This window comes from Candidatus Clostridium radicumherbarum, from assembly GCF_045310525.1.
GTDB classification, from domain to species: domain Bacteria; phylum Bacillota; class Clostridia; order Clostridiales; family Clostridiaceae; genus Clostridium_AT; species Clostridium_AT radicumherbarum.
On the sequence record NZ_JBJHZY010000001.1, the window covers coordinates 1,750,612 to 1,773,780 of the forward strand.

Below are 23,169 nucleotides of genomic sequence, written 5' to 3' on the forward strand. Positions count from 1 at the left end.
TTAAATGACTAAACCAGAACTTTTAGCACCAGCAGGTAATTTAGAAAAATTGAAGACTGCTATAAATTTTGGCGCAGATGCAGTATATATGGGAGGCAGCAAGTTAAACTTAAGGGCCTTTGCTGATAATTTTGATAATGAGGAGTTAAAAAAGGGAATAGAATATGCCCACGAGAGAAATAAAAAGGTATACGTAACCTTAAATGTATTCCCTCATAACGAAGACTTAGATGGCCTTGAGGAATATTTAGAAGAGCTATATAAGTTAAATGTAGACGCAGTTATAGTCTCAGATCCTGGTATTATTATGACAGCAAAGGAAGTTGTCCCAGATTTAGAGCTGCATTTAAGTACTCAAGCTAATAATGTAAATTGGAAAGCTGCTTCTTTTTGGCATAAGCAGGGTATTAAAAGGATTGTACTAGCTAGAGAATTGTCTCTACACCAAATAAAAGAAATTCGAAGTAAATTACCTGAAAGTTGTGAACTAGAAGCCTTTGTTCATGGTTCCATGTGCATGTCCTATTCAGGCCGCTGCCTATTATCTAATTACATGACAGGTAGAGATGCAAATAGAGGAGAATGTGCACAACCCTGCAGATACAAGTATTATCTAATGGAAGAAAAAAGACCTGGAGAGTATTATGAGGTTTTTGAAGATGACAAGGGAACCTATATAATGAACTCGAAAGATTTATGTATGATTGAACATATTCCAGAACTAATGGAATCAGGTATAACCTCATTTAAAATTGAGGGTAGAATGAAAAGTTCCTTTTATGTAGCTTCAGTAGTGAAAGCCTATAGAGAAGCTATTGACTCTTATTTAGAAAATCCAAAGGAATATGTATTTCAGGATAAATGGATGACGAGCCTAAAGATGGCAAGTCATAGAGAGTACCATACTGGATTTTACTTTGGAGAAAAAAATAAGCAGGTTTATGGTTCCTCATCCTATATAAGAACTCATGATATAGTTGGTATTGTTAAAGAATATAATAAAGATACCAATATTGCAGTAATAGAACAAAGAAATAAGGTTTTTGATGGAGACAAAGTCGAAATTATGAGGCCAAAAGGTGATAATATAGAAATCATACTAAGTGATATGAGAGACATAGATGGCAGTAAAATAGAATCCGCTCCAAGAGCACAGATGCTATTTACCATTATGACCAAGGAAGTACTTAAGGAAGATGATATGCTTATTAAATCTAAGGAGGAGAAGTAATGGAACGTCCAATTCTAATAGGAATTGCAGGAGGTACTGGTTCTGGTAAAAGTACCATTGCTAGGGAGATATACAAGAAATTTGGTGAACAATGTATAGCCATGATAGAACAAGACTCCTACTACAAGGATCAAAGCGAGTTATCCTTTGAAGAAAGAGTCAAGACAAATTATGATCACCCAGATGCATTTGATACCCCTCTTTTAGTTAAGCACTTAAATAGTTTATTACTAGGACAAGCCATTGAAAAACCAATTTACGACTTTGAAATTCATAATAGGCAAAAGACCACAATTAGAGTTGAACCAAGGGACATTATTATTCTTGAAGGTATATTAATTCTGCAGGAACCTGATATAAGGAATCTTTTAGACATAAAAATTTATGTTGATACAGATGCTGATGTAAGAATTATTAGAAGATTAATTAGAGATATAAACGAAAGAGGAAGAACTGTTGATTCGGTTATAAATCAATATCTAAATGTTGTAAAACCTATGCACCTGCAGTTTACAGAGCCTACTAAAAGATATGCAGATATTATTATCCCAGAAGGTGGACACAACAAGGTTGCAATAGATATTATTGTTGCAAATATAAAACAATTTTTACAAAAAGAAGAGGATTTATAGAATAAAACACCTCACTTTAGGCTAGAATTTAGCTAGGGTGAGGTGTTTTTATGCATAGAAGAAATGTATTAAAAAGAACTATATATTTACTTGTACTATATATTCTATTATTTAGTGCATTATGGTGGAGGCTAAAGGTAGATACAGTTGATGATGCAGGGAAACTAGGGGTATGGGCAGATATGCAGTATAGTGAAAAAGTCAATCTCTCAGAATTGAATTATTCCTTACTTGATATTAACGGTAAACCTCTTTTAAACTATAAAAACAAATATTATGCCGTCATTGATGAAGCAGCCTTTAAAAAAAATAACTTAGATGCAAAGTCTGACAATTTATATGCCTTAATTTATATATTGCAGAGCTATAATCCTAGTTATGATTTATCTACTATAGGTTTAAGTAATAAAGAACAAAAGCTAACCTTTGAAGTTGATGAAAATACTTATAATAAACTAAAAAGTATAAAAGATATAAAAGGCTTTTATATATATTCCTATTCAGAGGTAGATAGATCAAAAGCTTGGAAAATAGAAAATTTACTTACAAATATAATGGATCCTTCTGGAGATCACAAGAAAAGTGAAGCTTCCTTAGAAATGCAGGTCTATAATAAAACTAAGGGTAATGAGCCCGCATATACTAAGTTTGCTAAAGATGTGGATGGCAATATTACTTCTGAAACCAGCCTTAATTCTGAGAACAATAATAATGTACGGCTTACAATAGACAAAGATATTGAAGATAAAATCAATGGAGTTTTAAATTCTAGCAAATACACTAAATTTAATCAAATAAGTGCTGTTTTAATGGAAAGTAATACTGGGAAAATATTATCCATGAATCAAAAGGATGACACGCAGGCTAATCTTAATTTAGGATCTAAAACAGAAAATGGCTTTGAACCTGGCTCAATTTTTAAAGCTGTTGTGGAGGAAACAGGATTTATGCAAAAATCCCTGTCCTTAGCTGAAGAATTCTCCTGCAAGCAAAAAACTTACAGCGGTCAATATGATAAATGCGGAGATAAGAATCATGGTATCTTAAATGCTGAGGAGGCATTTGTAGCTTCCTGTAACAATATTTACGCACAAATAGGAGATAAAGTAGGAAGAAAGAATTTTCTAGATACTGCTAGTAAAGAAGGCTTATTTAGTAAGGTATTAGGCTTTGATAGTGAGGTTACGGGAGATTATGCAAAGCTACAGGATTATGAACTTTCAGGTCAGCTGGCAATTGGCCAGAGCATGAGAATAACTCCAGTCCAGGCTCTAGCAATACCAAATACCATTATTAATGGGGGAATTTATGTTAAACCTTATATTATAGATGCCTACGTTGATAACAATAATAATGTTAAGGAGCAGGAACAAACTCAAAGTACTAAGATCTTTGAAAAATCAACTGCAAATATTATGAAAAACGAAATGATTAAGGTAGTAAGATATGGAACAGGTACCGCAGCTTATATAGATAATATTGAAGTTGGCGGAAAAACTGGTACTACTACAAGATATAATAACAAGACTAAGGCTTCAGACGGGTGGTTTGCAGGATTCTTTAAAATTAAAGACAAGTATTATTCTATGGTAGTGTTTGTAAAAGATATTGATACTAAAAACGAGGAGGCTGCAAATACAGCTGTTCCAATATTTAAAGACATTATTTTATCTTTAAATAGCTACCTGCAAAAATAATTTTATAAAACTTCTTAAATAGGAACATTTTTTAAAAATCTTTCATACTATATTAATAAGCACTATTAGGAGGATCAGCTTTGTTCTTCGTTAATTGTTTATTAGATATGGCTTCAAGTATGGCCTTTCTTGTTGGCTATGTTACCAATGGGAATTCTTTTCCCCAGCCTCTTGATGAAAAAGAAGAAGAAATGTATCTTGAAAAATTTAAAAACGGAGATTTACATGCAAAGAGCATATTAGTAGAAAGAAATTTAAGATTAGTTGCACATATTGTAAAGAAGTATTCCTATCCTGGTAAAGAAGTTGATGACCTTATCTCAATAGGCACAGTAGGACTTATCAAAGCTATCGACTCCTTTGATACCTCAAAAGGGACCAGGCTAGCAACTTATGCAGCTAGATGTATAGAAAATGAAATATTAATGCTAATAAGAAACAATAAAAAGACAAAGGGAGAAGTTTATCTACAGGAACCCATTGGGGTGGATAAGGAAGGTAATGAAATTTCCTTAATGGATGTATTAAGCAGTGATGATGATTCTATAATCGAGGTAGTGGAAACCAAAATTCAGGTTAAGAAGTTATACAGTAAAATTGAAAGTGCATTAGCGAAAAGGGAACAGCTTGTTATTGAAATGAGATACGGCCTTACAGATGGAAAGCCAAAGACACAAAGAGAAATTGCAAAGCTCCTGGGAATTTCCAGGTCCTATGTTTCTAGAATTGAGAAAAGAGCATTGAAAAAGTTATACAAAGAATTAAATACACTTAAAAATAATGGCTGAAGTAATGTTAAATGGGGATTTGAAATGAGAAGTCAGCTTCTTTAATTTCATATCCCTACATTTGTTAAAAAATAGAAATTTTTATATTAATTAAAGGATTTTTATAATTTCTATTGAATAAATTAAGTAGATAGTGGAAATTGATTTTATTAATAAAATTAGAGGTGTTAGCTTGAAAATTTGCGGATTACTTGGACAAAATATTACTTACTCTAAATCACCAGAAATACATAGTGAATATTATAAACTTAAATGTTATGGACTTGAGTATAAAATATTTGATTTAGAGGAAAAAGAGATTGAAATTTTTATTAATAATTTAAGGAATAGTAATATTATAGGATTTAATGTAACAATACCCTATAAGGAAAAGATAATAAAATATTTAGATACAGTTACTTACCCTGCTAATACAATTAATGCGGTTAATACTGTACTTGTAACTGAAGATGAACTTGTTGGTTACAATACAGATTACTCAGGTTTTATGAAGAGCCTTAAAGTAAATAGTCTTAATATTGAAAATGGAAAGGCTTTAATAATAGGCGCTGGAGGTGCTGCAAAAGCAGTGTATCATGGACTTTTGGATTTAAATTGTAATGACATTGAAATTGTAACTAGAAATGTTAATAAAGCAGCTGAGTATTTTGGAAATTATAGCAAAATATTTTCTAGTGATTCTATTAAAGATTTAAGCAAATATAATATTATTATAAACTGCACTCCCTTAGGAGGCAAAAATTATATGAACATGCTTCCTATAGAAGTAGACACAATTAAGGCTAATTGCATTGCCTATGATTTAGTTTATAATCCAGCTGAAACAAGATTTTTGCATGAAGCAAAAATACAGGGGGCGCAAGTTTTTAATGGTGAAGCTATGCTTAAATTTCAGGCCTATGAGGCTGCAGATATTTGGGCTGATTATTTATATGGAGGGGACAAACATGAAACTAATTGAGCTATTAGAAATTACTACAAGAGAAGGTGCATCTGATTTACATTTAACAGTAGGAATTCCACCAGTTATGCGCTTAAATGGTGAACTTATAAAAATCGCTAGCAATACTCTTACAGTACTGGATACTGAGGTATATACAAAAGAAATATTAAGCAGCACTGATTATGAAAATTACATAAAAAAAGGAGAAATTGATATATCCTACTCTATTTCCGGCCTTGGAAGGTTTAGGGTGAATATATTTAAACAAAGAGGCAGTGATGCACTAGCTATTAGGTCTGTAGCTCTTAACATACCTTCTTTATATGATTTAGGCTTTCCCCCTGTTATTAAAGAATTAACTGAAAGGCAAAGGGGGCTGGTGCTTGTAACAGGTCCTACTGGAAGCGGAAAAAGTACAACTTTGGCTGCAATGATTAATGAAATAAATAACACTCGTGCAGCTAATATTATTACACTAGAAGATCCAGTAGAATATTTACATAAACATAATAAAAGTATAATAAATCAAAGAGAAATTGGGAAAGATAGTCTTAACTATCAAAATGCATTAAAATCAGTATTAAGGGAAGATCCTGATGTTATACTAGTAGGAGAGATGAGGGACATAGAGACAATATCCATTGCTATAACAGCTGCTGAAACTGGCCATCTTGTTTTCTCAACTTTACATACCATTGGTTCAGCTAAAACAATAGATAGAATTATTGATGTTTTTCCTCCTCATGCTCAGCAGCAAATAAAAGTACAACTTGCAGCTGTACTGCAGGGTATCATATCACAACAATTATTGCCTAAAGCATATGGCAAAGGAAGAGTTGCAGCCTTAGAAATAATGATAGCCACCCCGGCAATTCAAAACTTAATTCGTGAAGGTAAAACTCATCAAATAGAATCTTCTGTTCAAACAGGAGGGAAATTTGGAATGAAAACTATGGATATGGCTTTGGCAGGGTTAGTTAAAAAAGATATAATAACAGATGAGGTTTCCTTAACTTATGCAGTAGATAGAGAAATTTTAGAAAAGATGTTAATTCTGTAAAGCTTCAAAAGTAATTTGTTTTTATTATTTTCTAATTGATTTTACTTAAGTGTTATTACTTCATGGAATAAAAAAAGGACCTAAGGTCCTTTTTTAAAACATTAAATAATCTATCATTTTTAAACATGTATCGTTATTACTTTTTTCCAATTGTGTCTTATTAGCTTCTTTTTCAACTTTGTTGTTTTCTTTAATTATTTCATTACAAAACTTAAAAACTAAATTTTCATTTACTACAACACTATTGCCTTCTATCATATTAACCCTCCTCAATTTTTACAGATAAATAAAAATTGAGGCTTTACCAGAAGGATTCGTCCTTTTTGTGAAGCAGCTTTAAATCTAAATAATAAATTAATTTGTAGGAACCCATGAGGGCTACCTCCCTATCTTGCTATTATATAACATATAATATTTTATATTTATATTATAGCATAAAGTGGAAATATATACAAATTCACAAACCTCAAAGAAGCTTAAGCAATTGCAATATTTCATTATAATGCTGTGATTATAAAATTTATTCTACTTTACCTCCAAATTTCTTTAATATATACAATTATGCTTGCAAATATAAATTATTATAGAGAAATAATAAATTTTCTATAGAATTTAAGTATAAATTGTGCTAAAATATCTGTGAACTAGGGGGGATTGATGTTGGAAATAATAAGTACACTAATGAAAATCAGTTCTCAAATTTTGAGTGCTTTTGTATTCATTGTATCAATGTATTATTTATGTATATCTTTTTTCGGGTTATACAAAAAAAAGGAAGTTAATAATGTAGAGCCTAAAAAAAGCTTTGCTTTATTGGTCGCAGCTCATAATGAAGAAAAGGTAATTCAAGATATTATTTATAGCTTGAAAAGATTAGATTACCCCAAGGAATTATATGATATATTTGTTATAGCAGATAATTGTACTGATAAAACAGCAGCTATTGGCAGAAATGCAGGTGCTCTTGTTTATGAGCGATTTAGTAAAACAAAAAAAGGAAAAGGTTATGCTTTAGAATGGATGTTTGATAAAATTTTCAAACTAGATAAAAAGTATGATGCAGTTGCAATTTTTGATGCTGATAATCTTGCTTCTAGAAACTTTTTAAGAGAGATGAATAGCAAGCTTTGTGATGGTTTTAAAGTAGTTCAAGGTTACTTGGATAGTAAGAATCCTACAGATACTTGGATAACCGGAAGCTATTCAATAGCCTTTTGGACCTCAAACAGAATGTTTCAATTATCTAGAAGAAATCTTGGCCTTTCTAATCAATTAGGAGGAACAGGTTTTTGTATAGATACAGAAACCTTAAAAGAGTTAGGATGGGGTGCTACCTGCCTGACAGAGGATTTGGAGTTTACCTGTAAGCTAGTATTAAACGGATGTAAGGTAGGCTGGGCACACGAAGCCGTTATTTATGACGAGAAGCCGTTAACCCTTTCACAATCTTGGTGGCAGAGAAAGAGATGGATGCAGGGTTTTACAGATGTTGCTAGCAGGTATTTCTTCAAACTTATGAAGAAAGGCATTGTGGAATTTAATATGACAGCAATTGACTGTGCCTTATACAGCATTCAGCCAATGGTAATTCTAATACTTGGTGTGGCAATGATATTAGACTATATCAGTAGAATTACCGCAATCAATTTGTCCTCAATTATGAGTTTCTTCTCTAATCTTTCAGATTCTCATAGTCTTATTAATTCATTAGACCTAGGACATATTCAAACAGTTACTATAGTGTTGTTCGTAGTTTCCGTATTACAATTTATTTACACTCCAATAGTATTAATATTAGAGAAAAAGCTTAATTTAAAAATCTTCTTTTATTATATTATTTTCCCTATATATACTGTTACCTGGGTTCCTATTTCTGTACTTGGAATAATAGATAGAAATAAAAAAGATTGGAGCCACACAGCCCATACAAGAAGTGTGAATATTACGGACTTAGAAAAAGTTAATTAATTAAGAGAATAGCTTCAGCTATTCTCTTTTCTTTTCGATAATATCTATATAAAAAGTTTTAAATCTTAGAGGAAAAATTAAATTCATGTTGAATATAATATTTAGGGTTCTTTTATAAAGGGGGATAGGACTGAATGGATGAATATGTTTATGCGTTGGATATTGGATCTTCTAAAATTTGTGGTGCTGCCGGTAAACTAGAAAAAACTGGTAGAATTCAAATTGTAGGCGTTACAACTGTACCTTGTATTGGATTAAAAAAAGGTATTGTAGTTGATATAGATAGCACGGCATCCTCAATAAATAATTGCATAGAGCAGTTAAAAAGAATGATTGATAGAGAAATAACAAATGTTTTTATATCTCTTTCAGGAAGTATGTGTGAACTTATTCCAAGCAGAGGTGTTGTTGCGGTTTCATCAGAAGATAGAGAAATAACTAAAAGCGATGTTAAAAGGGTTTTAAATGCTTCAAGAATTGTTTCTATCCAAAACAATAAAGAAATTATTGGAGTTATTCCAAAGCAATTTATAATTGATGGTTATGACAACATAAAAGATCCCGTTGGAATGTCAGGAATGAAGCTTGAAGTAGAATCTGAAGTAATAGTATCGCAAACAACAATTGTCAACAATTTATTGAAAAGTGTACATAAAGCTGGCCTTCAAGTTGAAGGAATTGTTTTAGAACCTTTAGCAATTGCTAAAGCTGTAACAAAAAAGGACGAAAATCTAATTAATATAGCTATTATTGACGTTGGATATGAAAAAACCGATATAGCTATATATAAAAATGGAAATTTAAAACATACTGAAGGTATCCCTTTAGGTGGTAATGCAATAACAAATGATATTGCAATTTGCTTAAAAATTCCTTATTCAGAAGCTGAAAAGTTAAAAATAAAGTATGGGACCATGTATAGGACTAATTTTGATTCTGCTGAAAATATTAAAGTAAATGTATCAGATAATGAATCTATTATAATAGATAGAAATACTTTAATGGAAATTATTGAAGCAAGAATAGAAGAAATTTTTTCATTAATAAATAATAAATTAAATAGTACTGGATTTTTAGAGGAAATTGATGTTATTATTTTAGCCGGTGGAGGAATTTCTGAGTTTAATAATATTTCTGAAGCTTGTCGCATTAGGTTAAATAAACCTGTTAGAATCGGAGCACCAGATTTCGTAGGTGCCTCTAATCCCATTTTTAACACAGCCATTGGAATTATAAAAGATGTTTACAGTCCATCAAATTTTAAGAACTTTACGGAAAGTAAGGAATTTGATTCTGAAAAACCTACTAAAGTAAATAAAATTTATAATTCTGTAACACATAATAAGGAAAATAAGAATGAAAGTGTAATTACAAAAATAAAAGTCTTTTTAGCAGATTTTTTCTAATGAGGAGGTAGTATGATGCTAGATTTTGATATTGATGTTCAACAATTTGCCCAAATTAAAGTTATTGGGTGCGGTGGTGGTGGTAATAACGCCGTTAATAGAATGATTCTAGGTGGATTGAAAAATGTAGAATTTATAGCTGTAAATACAGATAAGCAGGCCTTAATGCTTTCACAAGCAACACAAAAGATTCAAATAGGAGACAAGCTTACCAAAGGTCTTGGAGCTGGTGCTAATCCTGAAATTGGGCAAAAGGCTGCTGAAGAAAGCAAAGAAGAAATATCTCAAGCTATTAAAGGTTCAGACATGGTATTTATTACAGCAGGAATGGGCGGCGGTACTGGAACTGGTGCTGCTCCGGTAATTGCAGAAATAGCAAAATCCATGGGAATACTTACTGTTGGAGTTGTAACAAAACCTTTTCCATTTGAAGGCAGAAAGAGAATGCTTCATGCTGAAATGGGAATTAAGAATTTAAAAGACAGAGTTGATACTTTAGTTACTATACCTAATGAAAGATTATTAAGTATAGTAGATAAAAAAACTCCTCTTATTGAATCATTTAAATTGGCTGATGATGTTTTAAGACAAGGTGTACAAGGTATATCAGATTTGATCACAATTCCAGGGCTTGTTAATCTTGACTTTGCAGATGTTAAGACAATAATGATAGATAGAGGCTTAGCTCATATGGGTACAGGTGAAGGCCGCGGCGACAATAGAGCAGCTGAAGCTGCAAAACAAGCCATTTCTAGTCCATTGTTAGAAACTTCAATAATTGGAGCTACAGGTGTTCTTTTAAATATTACTGGTGGTTCGGATTTCTCACTTATTGAAATGAACGAAGCTGCTGAAATAGTTCAGCAGGCAGCAGATCCAGATGCAAATATTATTGTAGGTGCAGTAATTGATGAAAACTTAAAGGACGAAATTAGAATTACTGTAATAGCTACAGGCTTTGAAGCAAATAAAAATGAAATTAAAATGACAAAGCCAGAAGGTACAGCTGTTAATAGTGAAGCAGCTTTTACCCTAGAAAAAGAAAAATATGACGAAAATGATTTAGAAATACCTGCTTTCTTAAGAAGGTCATCAAAGAGATAATTTAGTTAAATAATATTTTAGTGCCATCCACTGAAAAAAAGCAGCGTTCTTAATTTTAGGAATGCTGCTTTTTTTCTGGGTGGCTCTTGGCTTTTTTTGAGGTTTTATGCACTATTTTATATTTAAAAAATAATATTGTCTTTTATGAATTGACAAATTTTTGTAATTATAAGATATATAATAAATCTTAAGGAGCTGAAGGATTAATGATCATTCAGTACAGAATAAGGAATACTAGGGGCTAAACAATTAATAATTGTTTAGGACAGTATAAGGAATAAAAGGAGCACAATGATTAATAATCATTGTGTCCAGAATGAGGAATACAAGGGGGGAGGGTAATGGTAGTTAATATAGATATACTTGTTTTAGAAAATAGTATTGTAAATTATTTTTTGTTATACATAACTTCTCAAACCTTAAGAATAAGAAAAAGCTTTAAAAATATTGCTTTGCCTGCTTTTTTGGGAGGCATTTATGTCATTACCTTAATATTTCCTAAACTTTATATTTTAACTGAATTACCTTTCAAGTTCCTAATGGCAATATTTATGATCTTTATTTTATTTTATAGAAGTACAATATTATTTTATACAAAAGCACTATTTGTTTATCTACTATATTCCATGGTTTTAGCTGGCCTTTGTTTTTTTATAGAATTGAATTATAATGGCGGATTCCAGCTTAATTCATTATTCTATAATTTTTCCTATAAAAAACTTATGTTAGCACTTATACTTTTATACTTAACCATTAATAGATTAGTTTTATTCATTAGAAACAGAATTGAACTCAGTTCTCTGATTTTTTCAATAGATATAGTTTTTAAAAATGGAGAGAAGACTGTTAAAGCTTTTTTAGATACTGGTAATGAACTTACAGAACCTGCCACAAACCTGCCAGTTATGATACTTGAGAGTGAGCTTATGGATAGAACAATAGATGATAAAGAAACCTTTTATATACCCTATAGAGTAATAAATGGGGAGGCGAACAAATTAAAGGGTTTCAAACCTGAATTTATAAGGATACATAAAGGAGAGGTTGTAGAAGTAAGACAGGTTATCATTGCATTATGTGAAAATAAGCTAAGCAGTATGGGTGACTATAATGCACTATTATCAAGGGGAATAATTTAAAATTAATAGGGGGTAGAAAATGTTCAGCTTAAGAATGATATTAAATAGGATACTATCAAGATTAAAATTTTTAGCAAAGAATTTATATTATATTGGTGGAAATGATGCATTACCTCCGCCGCTTAGTAAGGAAGAAGAAGATAACTTAGTCCAAAGACTTGTAGCAGGAGACGAAACCATTAGATCAATTCTTATAGAAAGGAATTTAAGGTTAGTAGTTTATATAGCACGTAAATTTGAAAATACGGGGGTTAATGTTGAAGACTTAATTTCCGTTGGAACTATTGGGCTTATTAAAGCTGTAAATACCTTTGACCCAACTAAGAAAATTAAATTAGCTACCTATGGTTCTCGCTGCATAGAAAATGAGATACTTATGTATTTAAGAAGAAATAGCAAGGTAAAGGCTGAAATTTCATTTTACGAACCATTAAATATTGATTGGGATGGAAATGAATTATTACTTTCTGACATCTTAGGTACAGATAATGATTCAGTTTATAATTTAATAGAAGATGAAGTTGATAAGCAGCTATTATTTGTTGCAATGAAAAAGTTAAATATAAGAGAAAAAGAAATAGTAGAATTAAGATTTGGCTTAAACGGAGAAACTGAGAAAACCCAAAAGGAAGTAGCGGATTTACTTGGTATTTCACAATCTTATATATCTAGACTTGAAAAGAGAATTATAAAAAGATTAAAAAAAGAAATTAGTAAAATGGTATAAGCTTATTCAAGTATAAAAATTGCCTCTAAGGGAAATAATTAAAATGTTAGAATTCTAAAGGGGCTGATGACAGGATGATGATTAACAAAGTAGAAATTTGCGGTGTTAATACTGCCAAACTTCCAATTTTAAAGGAACCTGAAATGCGACAGTTACTACACAAAATGAAAGATGGAGATGAGCCTTCTAGAGAGAAATTTATAAAGGGTAATTTAAGATTAGTTCTAAGTGTCATACAAAGATTTAATAATCGCGGTGAAAATGTAGATGATTTATTTCAAGTAGGATGTATTGGGCTAATAAAAGCTATTGACAACTTTGATCTTTCTCAAAATGTAAAATTTTCTACATATGCAGTTCCAATGATAATAGGAGAGATTAGACGTTATTTAAGAGATAATAACTCTATTAGGGTAAGCAGATCATTAAGAGACATAGCTTATAGGGCTCTGCAAGTTAGAGATAAGCTTATTACTGAGAATAATAAAGAACCTACTATTTCCCAAATAGCAAAAGAATTACAGGTTCCAAGGGAAGAAGTTGTTTTTGCACTAGATGCAATTCAGGATCCAGTTTCACTATTTGAACCAATTTACCACGATGGTGGAGATGCTATTTATGTTATGGATCAAATAAGTGATAATAAAAACTTAGATGACAGCTGGCTTGAAAACATATCTATTAAGGAAGCCATGAAAAAATTAAACGATAGAGAAAAGCTTATTCTCAATTTAAGATTCTTTGATGGCCGTACTCAAATGGAGGTAGCAGATGAAATAGGTATTTCTCAAGCACAAGTATCTAGATTAGAAAAAACTGCATTAAGACATATGAGAAAGTATGTTTAAGAGCCTTAGGGCTCTTTTTTTATAGGTATTTTAAGACTTTTTTATTAGATAAGACTTAATTAAAAGAAGAAGAATTTTAATATTGTTTAAGGCCTTCCATTTATTTAACATATAATATTGTAATACTTCATATAATTTATAGATTTAGTTTACGTAAAATAAAAATTTAATCTAGGACAACCTAGGAGGATGTATATGGAGGTATCAATGTATTCAATAGTAAATTTAAGGAATATGGAAGTTATAGAAATAACCTCAGGGGCAAAACTGGGATTTATAAAAGATCTTAAAGTTGACTGCAGCGAGTTTAAAATTTTATCACTGCTACTGCCTAATCAAAAGATGACTTGGTTTAGTAAAAATGATCTAATAGAAATACCTTGGGAAAAGGTTTTAAAGGTTGGAATTGATGTTATATTAGTGGAAGCATCAGATCTTGTTATAAATAACAAAGAGTAGAAAATTTCCTTTAAACATTGTATAATTGATTTAACAAGCGATAAATAAAGGGTGTGAAAGAGTTGAGATGTCCTTATTGTGGATATGAAGAAAGCAAAGTAGTGGATTCCAGGTCCACTGAAGATGAATCAGCTATAAGAAGAAGAAGAGAATGTTTGAAATGTAATAAAAGATACACTACTTATGAGAAGATAGAGGATATTCCTATCCTTGTTATAAAAAAAGATTTAAGCAGGGATTATTTTGATAAATCTAAAATTGTTAATGGCGTACTGAAGGCTTGCCAAAAAAGGCCTATATCTAGGAGTCAAATTGAAGCTATTGCAGAAGATATAGAAAAGCAGCTCAGCAACCAAATGCTTACAGAGGTAAAGTCCTCCTATATAGGTGAAATGATTATGGAAAGGCTTAAGACTATTGATGAAGTAGCCTATGTTAGATTTGCCTCAGTTTATAGACAGTTTAAAGATATTAATACCTTTATGCAGGAAATTAAAAACTTGATGACAAGTAAAGAATAATTTAGCAGCCAAGTTCCTTTATGCATATATTTGTAGAAGGAACTTGGCCTTTTATGTTAATTCATGGTTAATATTTTTAATTTTATATTTATTTAATATAATTAAATGTTACAATTATGTTGAGGTGAATAATTTGGAGAAATATAAACTCAATAATTATGAATTTATTAAATTTACCTATGGTAATGCAAATTTTATTTTCTCGACCTCTAAGAATAATTTGAATTTTAATGTGAATTTAGAGGAAGGCAAGTCTAACTTAATGATGTTAAAGTCTATGTTTAACTTAAAAGAAATAGGCTATTTAAAACAAATTCACAGTAACCTTGTTTACAATTATGACGGAGAAATTCATCAAGGTGATGGCCTTATAACAAATAGAAGAAATGTTGGTGTTGGAGTATTTACAGCAGATTGTGTACCAATATTAATTTACGATAGCGTGAATGAAGTAATTGTGGCAGTTCACAGCGGGTGGAAGGGAACCTTAAATGAAATTTGCATCAATGCATTATCTAAACTCAAGTCAGAATATGGCTCAAAAATGAAAGATCTTTCAGCTGTTATTGGTCCCCATAATAGAGGCTGCTGCTATGAAGTCGGTGACGATTTAAAGGTACTATTTTCAGAAAAAGAATTATATAAGGATTTGGAAATAATAAAAGATAATAAGCTTGATCTTGAAAAATGTATAATTAAGCAGCTAGAAACAAATGGTGTAAAAAGTGAGAATATTATTTCAACAAATATTTGCACCTATTGCACAAGTGATTATAATATGTACTCATACAGAAAGCAAAAAGAAGAATGTGGAAGAATGTTTTCTTTTGTTTATCTAACTTAAGTAAATTAAATGGAGGTATGTTATGTCTGAATACAAAATTTTAGTAGTTGATGATGAAGAGCATATTCAGGAGCTTCTCAAGTTCAATTTAGAAAGCAGCGGTTATAAGGTTTATTGCTGCGGCAATGGTACTGAAGCATTAAAAATTGCCAGAAAGGAAAACTTAGATTTAATATTATTAGATGTTATGCTGCCTGGAATGGATGGCTACGATGTCTGTAAGGAAATAAGAAAAGACAATAGTATTTCAAATTTACCTATTATTATGATTACTGCTAAAAGTGAGGAACTGGATAAAATTTTAGGGCTTGAACTTGGCGCAGATGATTATTTAACAAAGCCCTTCTCCATTAGGGAGCTTCTTGCCAGGGTAAAGGCAGTGCTCAGAAGAACAACTATAATGCCTTTAGATAAGTCCTTTAGATTTGACAATATAATTGTAGACTTTGAAAAACATGAGGTTTTAAAGGATGAAAACAGGGTGGATTTAACACTTAAAGAATTCGAAGTTTTGGAAATATTAATTAAGAATAAGGGACGTGTAATTACTAGAGACTTTCTCTTAGATAAGGTTTGGGGTTATGAATATATTGGTGAAACAAGAACAGTTGATGTTCATATCAGGCATCTAAGGCAAAAGATTGAAGAAGACGATAAGAGCCCGAGATATATTGAAACTATACGTGGAGTAGGGTATAGATTTAATTTTGGTGACTAGCATGAAGAAAAAACTTTTGAGATCAACTTTAGGAGTGCTTTTTCTAAGTGTTGTTATTTTGACAACACTATTTATATTAATTATTAATCACCAATATATAGAAACAATTAAAGAAAATCTAGCCCAAAACAATAATGTTGTTATTAATTTAATAAAGACTGATAACCTTAAAAATCAAGAGGACTTCTTTAAAAATAACTTACATAATTTTAATATTAGAGTTACTTATATAAATAAAGAAGGTAATGTTATCTTTGATTCTGAAGCTGATACTGAAACTATGAATAATCACAATGACAGGCCGGAAATAAAAGATGCAAGGGTTAATGGGGTAGGTTATAGTGATAGATATAGTGTTTCTGTACATAGGAAAATGATCTATGCAGCAACCAGCTTCGGTGATGGTTATATAATTAGAAGCTCAATGCCTGTTGCACTAGTTTACGGCTTTGAGAATAAATATATTAGATATTACCTTATTACTATAGTGTTAGTGCTTATTCTCGCTGCTTTAGTATCTTCAAGATTATCTCAGGGAATTTTAAAACCTATTAAGGAGCTTCAAAATATCACCTCAAATGTGGCAAAGGGTGAGCTTCATAAAAGAGTTGTAATCAATTCAAGGGATGAAATAGGAGACTTAGGGAGAGCCTTTAATGATATGGCTGATAAGCTTCAATATTCGCTTAAAGATGTAACAGATAAACAAAACAGGCTTGAGGCAATATTAAAAAGCATGGACAGCGGAGTAATTGCCATAGATAAAAATTCAAAGGTTATAATGATTAATCCCTATGCTGAAGAAATCTTTGGCTTAGATAAAAATATTATTGGTCAAAACTTAATGGACAACATAAGAGATTTTGAATTAGAAGACTTATTCAGGCATTCAACCGTGGACTACAACGAGATTAAGGTTTTATGGCCTAGGGAAAGAGAACTGCGAATAAAAACTGCTGATATCATTAACTCCGGTGAGCTTATAGGTAAGGTAGCAGTTCTGCAGGATATTACAGATATTAAAAGACTTGAAAATATGCGCTCTCAGTTTGTTGCCAATGTTTCTCACGAACTTAAAACTCCTTTAACTTCAATTAAGGGCTTTGCTGAAACTCTAAAATATGTTGAAGATCCAGATAAGAAAATTAAATTCCTGGATATAATAAATGATGAGGCAGAAAGGTTAACAAGGTTAATTAATGATATTTTAACCCTATCTTCCTTAGAACAACATAAATTAGAGAAAAATGAAGTAGTTAATGTAAATGCTATAGTAGAAAACGTCTATAATCTAATGAAAAACACAGCTGAAAGTAAAAATATTGCACTATCTGTTACTGGTAAAATTGTTCCAAATATTATTGGAGATAGTGATATGTTTAAACAGATGCTTATTAATTTAGTAGACAATGCAATTAAATATTCTGGTAATAATGCAAAGGTAACTATCGGTACAGATTTCAGCAAAACTAAATGTATTCTTTGGGTAGAAGATACTGGAGTTGGTATGACTAAGGAACACTTAGACAGGATATTTGAGAGATTTTACAGAGTAGATAAGGCAAGATCGAGGGCAGAGGGTGGAACTGGCCTTGGGCTTGCAATAGTTAAGCATATAGTCTTAAGCTTAAATGGAAATATAAATGTTTATAGTGAACCTTCAAAGGGCACGAAATTTACAATTGAGATACCAATTAAAATAGGATAGGCTTAACTATCCTATTTTCTTTTCTTATTTGAAATCCATTGACTAATATTTTCAGTTAAGGTATTATAACATAATGTATAGATATAACCTTTGGGAGTGAAAATATGAAGAACAAAATAGTGAAAATTTCACCAAATAGTTTAGCAGAAGAAATAGATTTAGAAATAGGCGACAGGTTAATTAGTATAAATGGAACTGAAATTAAAGATATTATTGATTATAAGTTTTTAATGGCAGATGAAAATATTATCCTTGAAATTGAAAAGGCAGATGGTGAAGTATGGGAGATAGAAGTTGAAAAGGATTATGATGAGGATTTAGGAGTAGAATTTGAAAATTCAATACTTGATAATGCCAGAAGCTGCTCTAATAATTGCCTGTTTTGTTTCATAGACCAACTACCAAAGGGAATGAGAGAAACCTTATATTTTAAGGATGATGATTCGAGATTATCTTTCCTTCAAGGAAATTTCGTAACCTTGACTAATATGAAGGATGATGATATTGATAGAATTATTAGATATAGAATAAGTCCTATAAACGTTTCTGTACATACAACAAATCCTGAGCTAAGAGTAAAGATGCTCAATAATAGATTTGCTGGCAATATATATGAAAGGCTTGAAAGACTTGCTGATGCTCATATAGATATTAATTGTCAAATAGTTTTAGTTCCCGGAATTAATAATGGAGAGGAATTAATTTCAACTACAGAAGATTTATTTAAATTATATCCAGCTATTAGAAATGTTGCAGTTGTGCCAATTGGTGCTACAAAATATAGAGAAGGTCTTTTTAAAGTTAACTTATTTGATAAGGAAAGCAGTTTAAAGGAAATAAACAATATAAAGAAGTTGCAAGATAAATTTATAAAGGAAGCAGGTTTTCCCTTTGTAAGATTATCAGATGAATTTTATGTACTAGCAAATCTAGAAATTCCTGATAGGGACTTTTATGGAAGCTTTGAGCAGCTAGAAGACGGTATAGGTATGATTAGAATGTTTAGGGATAATATTACTTCTTCCTTACATAATCTAGAAAAAGCAAGTAAAGGGAGTTTTACAATTATAACAGGAGCCTTAGCTTTTAATGAAATAAATGCTGCTGCTCATAAAATTATGGAGCATAACAGCAGTATTAAACTAGAGGTAGCAAAAATTACCAATAGGCTTTTTGGTGAGACTATCACAGTAGCTGGCCTTATAACAGGTAAGGATATAATAGAACAGACAGAGAAAATTAACTTAGGAGAATTTGTACTTATACCTCAAAATATGCTTCGAGGCGGTGAAGAAGTTTTTCTCGATGATATAACAGTAGAGGAATTAGAAAAAGCTCTAAATAGGAAAATAATTATCTGTGACTACACTGGAGAAGACTTAATTGAATTAATTAATACACATTCCATAAAATAGGAGGAAAGACAATGGGTAAACCAATAGTTGCATTTGTAGGAAGACCAAATGTGGGTAAATCCACACTTTTTAATAAAATTGCAGGAAAAAGAATTTCAATTGTAGAAGATACACCAGGGGTAACGAGAGATAGGGTGTATGCAGAGGCCGAATGGCTTAAATATAATTTTACCATAATAGATACAGGTGGAATTGAGCCAGAAAGTGAAGACATCATTCTTTCTCAAATGAGAAGGCAGGCACAAATAGCCATTGATACGGCAAATGTAATAGTATTTATCGTAGATGGAAAAGAGGGCCTTACTGGTGCTGATGCTGAAGTAGCTCAAATGCTAAGAAAGAGCAAAAAGCCTATAGTGCTTGTAGTTAATAAAATTGACAACCTTACTGATGAGGATAATGCATATGAGTTTTATAATTTAGGTATAGGGGATCCAATAACAATTTCAGCTTCACAAGCTTTAGGACTTGGCGATATGCTGGATAAGGTAGTTTCCTATTTCCCTGAAAACTCTGAAGATGCAGAGGATGAAGAATTTATTAAAATTGCCATGATAGGCAAACCTAATGTAGGGAAATCCTCACTTATTAATAAACTCTTAGGTGAAGACAGGGTCATAGTTAGTGATATACCAGGAACAACAAGGGATGCCATAGATAGTGTGCTGGAAACTGATGAAGGTAAATTTATTCTTATAGATACAGCTGGTCTTAGACGTAAGAGTAAAATAAAAGAGGAAATTGAAAGATACAGCGCTGTAAGAACACTAGCTGCTATAGAAAGAGCAAATGTCTGTATTCTGATGATTGATGCTGAAGACGGAATCTCAGAGCAGGATGAAAAGATTATAGGTTATGCTCATGAGCAGGGAAAAGCTATAATGATAATTGTAAACAAATGGGATTTAATTGAAAAAGATGATAAAACCATGCAAAATTTTAAAAAGAACTTACAATATAACTTATCCTTTATAGATTATGCTCCATATCTATTTATTTCTGCCAAAACAGGGCAAAGGGTACATAAGGTCCTAGAGATGGCTAAGAACTGTTATGACAATTCCTGCAGAAGAATATCTACAGGACTTTTAAACGATGTTATAAATAAGGCTGTCTTAATGAAGGAACCTCCAATAGTAGGCTTAAAGAGGCTGAGAATCTATTACGTAACCCAGGTAGATACTAAACCGCCAACTTTTATATTTTTTATTAACGACTATAACTCAGTACATTTTTCCTATGAAAGGTATTTGCTAAATCAAATTAGAGAGAACTTTAATTTTGAAGGTACAGCTATAAAAATACAATTTCGTGAAAGGAAGGACTGATATGACAAATGAGGTTACATTTCTTGGGGGCGGAAGCTTTGGGACAGCATTAAGTGCCTTACTTGCTAAAAAAGGAATAAGCGTGAAGCTGTGGGATAGAAACCCAAGTATTGTTCAAGGCATTAATTTAGACAGAGAAAATAAAAAATATCTGCCTGATGTTAAGCTGCCAAGTAATGTTAAAGCTTATGAAAACATAAAAGAAGCAGTGGATAAGAGTAATTTTATTGTATTATCTGTTCCTTCTCATGTTGTGAGAGGGTTATGCAAGCAAATAAGTCAATTTGTTTCAAAAGAGCAAATTGTAATCTGTATAGCTAAAGGTATTGAAGAAGATACTCAAAAAATTCTATCAGAGGTAATTGAGGAAGAACTTCCACTAAGTCCAGTGGTAATCCTTTCAGGTCCAAGTCATGCTGAAGAGGTGGCTCTAGATATACCAACAGCTGTAGTTGCTGCATCAAAACATAAAAAGTATGCTGTAAAAGTTCAGGACCTTTTTATGACAAACACCTTTAGAGTTTATACCAATACTGATTTAATTGGTGTTGAAATTGGTGGGGCAGTGAAAAACATCATAGCTCTAGCCTCAGGTATTTCAGATGGTATCGGCTATGGAGATAACGCCAAAGCTGCTCTTATGACAAGGGGTATGCATGAAATAGTAAAGATTGGAACTAAGCTTGGAGCTAAGAAGGAAACTTTTTCAGGCTTAACTGGAATTGGTGATTTAATTGTAACTTGTACAAGTATGCACAGTAGAAATAGAAGGGCAGGTATTTTAATAGGGCAAGGAATGCAGCCAGATGAGGCAATTGATAAAATTGGAATGGTGGTAGAAGGTATTAGGGCCTGCAGGGCTTTTTATCAGCTCAAAGAAAAACTTAAGGTATCCATGCCAATTACTGATGTCCTTTATAAGGTTTTGTTTGAAGGCAAGGATCCAAAGGAAGCCGTTTATGAACTTATGTCTCGAGATAAAAAGGACGAAATTTATAATTTTTAAGTATTTTTTATTTTCTTTATAGTTATAATTTTATATGTTGTCCAATATATATATAGTGTTAATAAGTATTATTGGGAGGCATGCGTTGGAAAATTTCGATATATATAAGGACATAGCCGAAAGAACGCAAGGGGACATTTATGTGGGAGTTGTTGGACCTGTTAGAACTGGTAAATCTTCATTTATTAAAAGGTTTATGGATTTGATGGTTATTCCAAATATAGAAAACTCCTATAAGAAACAAAGAGCAAAGGATGAGCTGCCGCAGAGCTCATCAGGAAAATCAATTCATACTACTGAACCGAAATTTGTTCCAAATGAAGCTATAGAAATACACTTAAACGAAGGAACAAAGTGTAAGGTTAGAATGGTTGACTGCGTAGGATATATTGTTAAAGGTGCACAAGGTTATATGGAGGCTAATGGGGCAAAGATGGTTAGTACACCTTGGTATGACCATGAAATCCCCTTTGAAGAAGCAGCTGAAATTGGCACAAAAAAAGTAATTAATGAACATTCTACAATAGGTCTTGTTGTAACTACTGATGGATCAATAACTGATATTGACAGAGACGATTATGTTGAGGCAGAAGAAAGAGTTATTAATGAATTAAAAGCAATCAATAAGCCATTTATTATTCTTTTAAATTCAGCTCATGTAAATGATGCGAGGACTTTAGAATTAAGATCTGAAATGGAAGAAAAATATGATGTTCCTGTTCAAGCTTTGGATGTTTTGAATATGAGAGAAGAGGACATAGGTAATATCTTTCAGACTATACTTAGAGAATTCCCAGTTTCTGAAATTAATATCGATTTTCCAGAATGGATTGAGAAGCTTGATGCTAAGCATTGGCTTAAGGTAAACTTTATTAATTTAGTAAAGGATCTTTGTAAAAGCGTTTTAAAACTAAGGGATGTAAAACGATCTCTTGATGCCTTTAGAGAAGTTGAATTCTTAGATCTAGCTAACATTAACGAAGTAAACATGGGAAATGGTACAGCTAGAGTTGCTTTAAATCCTAAAAACACCTTATTTTATGAGGTATTAAGCGAAGTCTGCAATTGTGACATTAAAGGTGAAAATGAACTCCTAGCTATAATGTACGATTTAAATAGGGCAAAAGTTGAATATGATAAGATTGCAGCTGCATTAAAAGATGTTAGGGAAACTGGTTATGGCTTAGTTGCTCCACAGCTTTCTGAGATGAAACTAGAGGAACCTGAATTTGTTAAACAGGGCAGCAGGTGTGTTGTTAAGCTAAAAGCAAGTGCTCCATCTCTACATCTAATAAAGGCTGATATTGAAACTGAAATATCTCCGATTATGGGTACAGAGAAGCAAAGCGAAGAGCTTATGAAGTCACTATTAGAGCAGTTTGAAAATGATAAGTCTAAAATATGGCAGAGTAATATGTTCGGAAAGCCGCTTGAAATCCTTGTTAAAGAAGAGCTTCAAAATAAATTATATAAGATGCCTGAAGATGTACAAGTAAAACTTCAAAGAACTCTTCAAAAAATCATAAACGAAGGTACCGGTGGACTAATCTGCATAATTCTTTAATTAAACATATAAGTTATGCATGAATATTATATTTAATCAAATTTTTAATATTGAGTCATAAAA

22 protein-coding genes are annotated in these 23,169 nt (G+C 31.7%); 21 read left to right on the forward strand and 1 reads right to left on the reverse strand.

Going from position 1 to position 23,169, the window contains the following annotated elements:
• Positions 1 to 4 precede the first annotated feature (4 nt).
• The 6 genes from ACJDUH_RS08425 (at position 5) to ACJDUH_RS08450 (ending at position 6,351) form a co-directional block, all read left to right on the forward strand.
• Positions 5 to 1,231, forward strand: coding sequence for a peptidase U32 family protein (locus ACJDUH_RS08425; RefSeq protein ID WP_406764708.1), 1,227 nt, complete (start codon positions 5 to 7; stop codon positions 1,229 to 1,231).
• Positions 1,231 to 1,863, forward strand: coding sequence for a uridine kinase (gene udk / locus ACJDUH_RS08430; RefSeq protein ID WP_406764709.1), 633 nt, complete (start codon positions 1,231 to 1,233; stop codon positions 1,861 to 1,863). The genes ACJDUH_RS08425 and udk overlap by 1 nt, the downstream gene beginning before the upstream one ends.
• Positions 1,864 to 1,913: 50 nt before the next feature.
• Positions 1,914 to 3,560 (forward strand): penicillin-binding transpeptidase domain-containing protein, encoded by a 1,647-nt coding sequence (locus ACJDUH_RS08435; protein ID WP_406764710.1) that lies wholly within the window; start codon positions 1,914 to 1,916, stop codon positions 3,558 to 3,560.
• 80 nt (positions 3,561 to 3,640) lie between these two features.
• Complete coding sequence (gene sigK / locus ACJDUH_RS08440) at positions 3,641 to 4,348, forward strand: RNA polymerase sporulation sigma factor SigK (RefSeq protein WP_406764711.1); 708 nt, start codon at positions 3,641 to 3,643, stop codon at positions 4,346 to 4,348.
• A gap of 172 nt (positions 4,349 to 4,520) precedes the next feature.
• Positions 4,521 to 5,309, forward strand: a complete 789-nt coding sequence (aroE, locus tag ACJDUH_RS08445; protein WP_406764712.1) for a shikimate dehydrogenase — start codon at positions 4,521 to 4,523, stop codon at positions 5,307 to 5,309.
• Entirely contained in the window at positions 5,296 to 6,351 is a 1,056-nt protein-coding gene (locus ACJDUH_RS08450) for a type IV pilus twitching motility protein PilT (protein WP_406764713.1), read from the forward strand. The genes aroE and ACJDUH_RS08450 overlap by 14 nt, the downstream gene beginning before the upstream one ends.
• 93 nt (positions 6,352 to 6,444) lie before the next feature.
• On the opposite strand, the gene ACJDUH_RS08455 is transcribed toward ACJDUH_RS08450, so the two are convergent.
• Positions 6,445 to 6,609 (reverse strand): hypothetical protein, encoded by a 165-nt coding sequence (locus ACJDUH_RS08455; protein WP_406764714.1) that lies wholly within the window; start codon positions 6,607 to 6,609, stop codon positions 6,445 to 6,447.
• Between the two features lie 423 nt (positions 6,610 to 7,032).
• On the opposite strand from ACJDUH_RS08455, the gene ACJDUH_RS08460 reads away from it, so the two are divergent.
• The 15 genes from ACJDUH_RS08460 to spoIVA all read left to right on the forward strand — a co-directional run bounded on the left by ACJDUH_RS08460 (position 7,033) and on the right by spoIVA (position 23,106).
• Entirely contained in the window at positions 7,033 to 8,319 is a 1,287-nt protein-coding gene (locus ACJDUH_RS08460) for a glycosyltransferase family 2 protein (protein WP_406765034.1), read from the forward strand.
• 134 nt (positions 8,320 to 8,453) lie between these two features.
• On the forward strand, positions 8,454 to 9,725 hold the full coding sequence (ftsA, locus tag ACJDUH_RS08465; RefSeq protein ID WP_406764715.1) for a cell division protein FtsA: 1,272 nt from the start codon (positions 8,454 to 8,456) through the stop codon (positions 9,723 to 9,725).
• 15 nt (positions 9,726 to 9,740) lie between these two features.
• Positions 9,741 to 10,829, forward strand: coding sequence for a cell division protein FtsZ (ftsZ, locus tag ACJDUH_RS08470; protein WP_406765035.1), 1,089 nt, complete (start codon positions 9,741 to 9,743; stop codon positions 10,827 to 10,829).
• Positions 10,830 to 11,170: 341 nt separating this feature from the next.
• Positions 11,171 to 11,968 carry a sigma-E processing peptidase SpoIIGA gene (gene spoIIGA, locus ACJDUH_RS08475; protein ID WP_406764716.1) on the forward strand — a complete coding sequence of 266 codons (798 nt, stop codon included), beginning with the start codon at positions 11,171 to 11,173 and terminating at the stop codon, positions 11,966 to 11,968.
• A gap of 19 nt (positions 11,969 to 11,987) precedes the next feature.
• Positions 11,988 to 12,695 carry an RNA polymerase sporulation sigma factor SigE gene (sigE, locus tag ACJDUH_RS08480; RefSeq protein ID WP_406764717.1) on the forward strand — a complete coding sequence of 236 codons (708 nt, stop codon included), beginning with the start codon at positions 11,988 to 11,990 and terminating at the stop codon, positions 12,693 to 12,695.
• Between the two features lie 74 nt (positions 12,696 to 12,769).
• Positions 12,770 to 13,543, forward strand: a complete 774-nt coding sequence (sigG, locus tag ACJDUH_RS08485; protein WP_406764718.1) for an RNA polymerase sporulation sigma factor SigG — start codon at positions 12,770 to 12,772, stop codon at positions 13,541 to 13,543.
• Between the two features lie 195 nt (positions 13,544 to 13,738).
• Positions 13,739 to 14,002, forward strand: coding sequence for a YlmC/YmxH family sporulation protein (locus ACJDUH_RS08490; RefSeq protein WP_406764719.1), 264 nt, complete (start codon positions 13,739 to 13,741; stop codon positions 14,000 to 14,002).
• Positions 14,003 to 14,064: 62 nt separating this feature from the next.
• Positions 14,065 to 14,523, forward strand: coding sequence for a transcriptional regulator NrdR (gene nrdR, locus ACJDUH_RS08495; protein ID WP_406764720.1), 459 nt, complete (start codon positions 14,065 to 14,067; stop codon positions 14,521 to 14,523).
• Between the two features lie 124 nt (positions 14,524 to 14,647).
• The gene (gene pgeF / locus ACJDUH_RS08500; RefSeq protein WP_406764721.1) at positions 14,648 to 15,367 is read left to right on the forward strand and encodes a peptidoglycan editing factor PgeF; all 720 of its coding nucleotides are present in this window, start codon (positions 14,648 to 14,650) and stop codon (positions 15,365 to 15,367) included.
• A gap of 22 nt (positions 15,368 to 15,389) precedes the next feature.
• On the forward strand, positions 15,390 to 16,085 hold the full coding sequence (locus ACJDUH_RS08505) for a response regulator transcription factor (RefSeq protein WP_406764722.1): 696 nt from the start codon (positions 15,390 to 15,392) through the stop codon (positions 16,083 to 16,085).
• Between the two features lies 1 nt (position 16,086).
• Positions 16,087 to 17,793 (forward strand): two-component system histidine kinase PnpS, encoded by a 1,707-nt coding sequence (pnpS, locus tag ACJDUH_RS08510; RefSeq protein ID WP_406764723.1) that lies wholly within the window; start codon positions 16,087 to 16,089, stop codon positions 17,791 to 17,793.
• Between the two features lie 104 nt (positions 17,794 to 17,897).
• Positions 17,898 to 19,208 carry a DUF512 domain-containing protein gene (locus tag ACJDUH_RS08515; RefSeq protein ID WP_406764724.1) on the forward strand — a complete coding sequence of 437 codons (1,311 nt, stop codon included), beginning with the start codon at positions 17,898 to 17,900 and terminating at the stop codon, positions 19,206 to 19,208.
• Positions 19,209 to 19,219: 11 nt separating this feature from the next.
• On the forward strand, positions 19,220 to 20,536 hold the full coding sequence (gene der / locus ACJDUH_RS08520) for a ribosome biogenesis GTPase Der (RefSeq protein WP_406764725.1): 1,317 nt from the start codon (positions 19,220 to 19,222) through the stop codon (positions 20,534 to 20,536).
• A gap of 1 nt (position 20,537) precedes the next feature.
• Entirely contained in the window at positions 20,538 to 21,542 is a 1,005-nt protein-coding gene (locus ACJDUH_RS08525; protein ID WP_406764726.1) for an NAD(P)H-dependent glycerol-3-phosphate dehydrogenase, read from the forward strand.
• 85 nt (positions 21,543 to 21,627) lie between these two features.
• Complete coding sequence (spoIVA, locus tag ACJDUH_RS08530) at positions 21,628 to 23,106, forward strand: stage IV sporulation protein A (protein ID WP_406764727.1); 1,479 nt, start codon at positions 21,628 to 21,630, stop codon at positions 23,104 to 23,106.
• Positions 23,107 to 23,169: the final 63 nt, after the last annotated feature.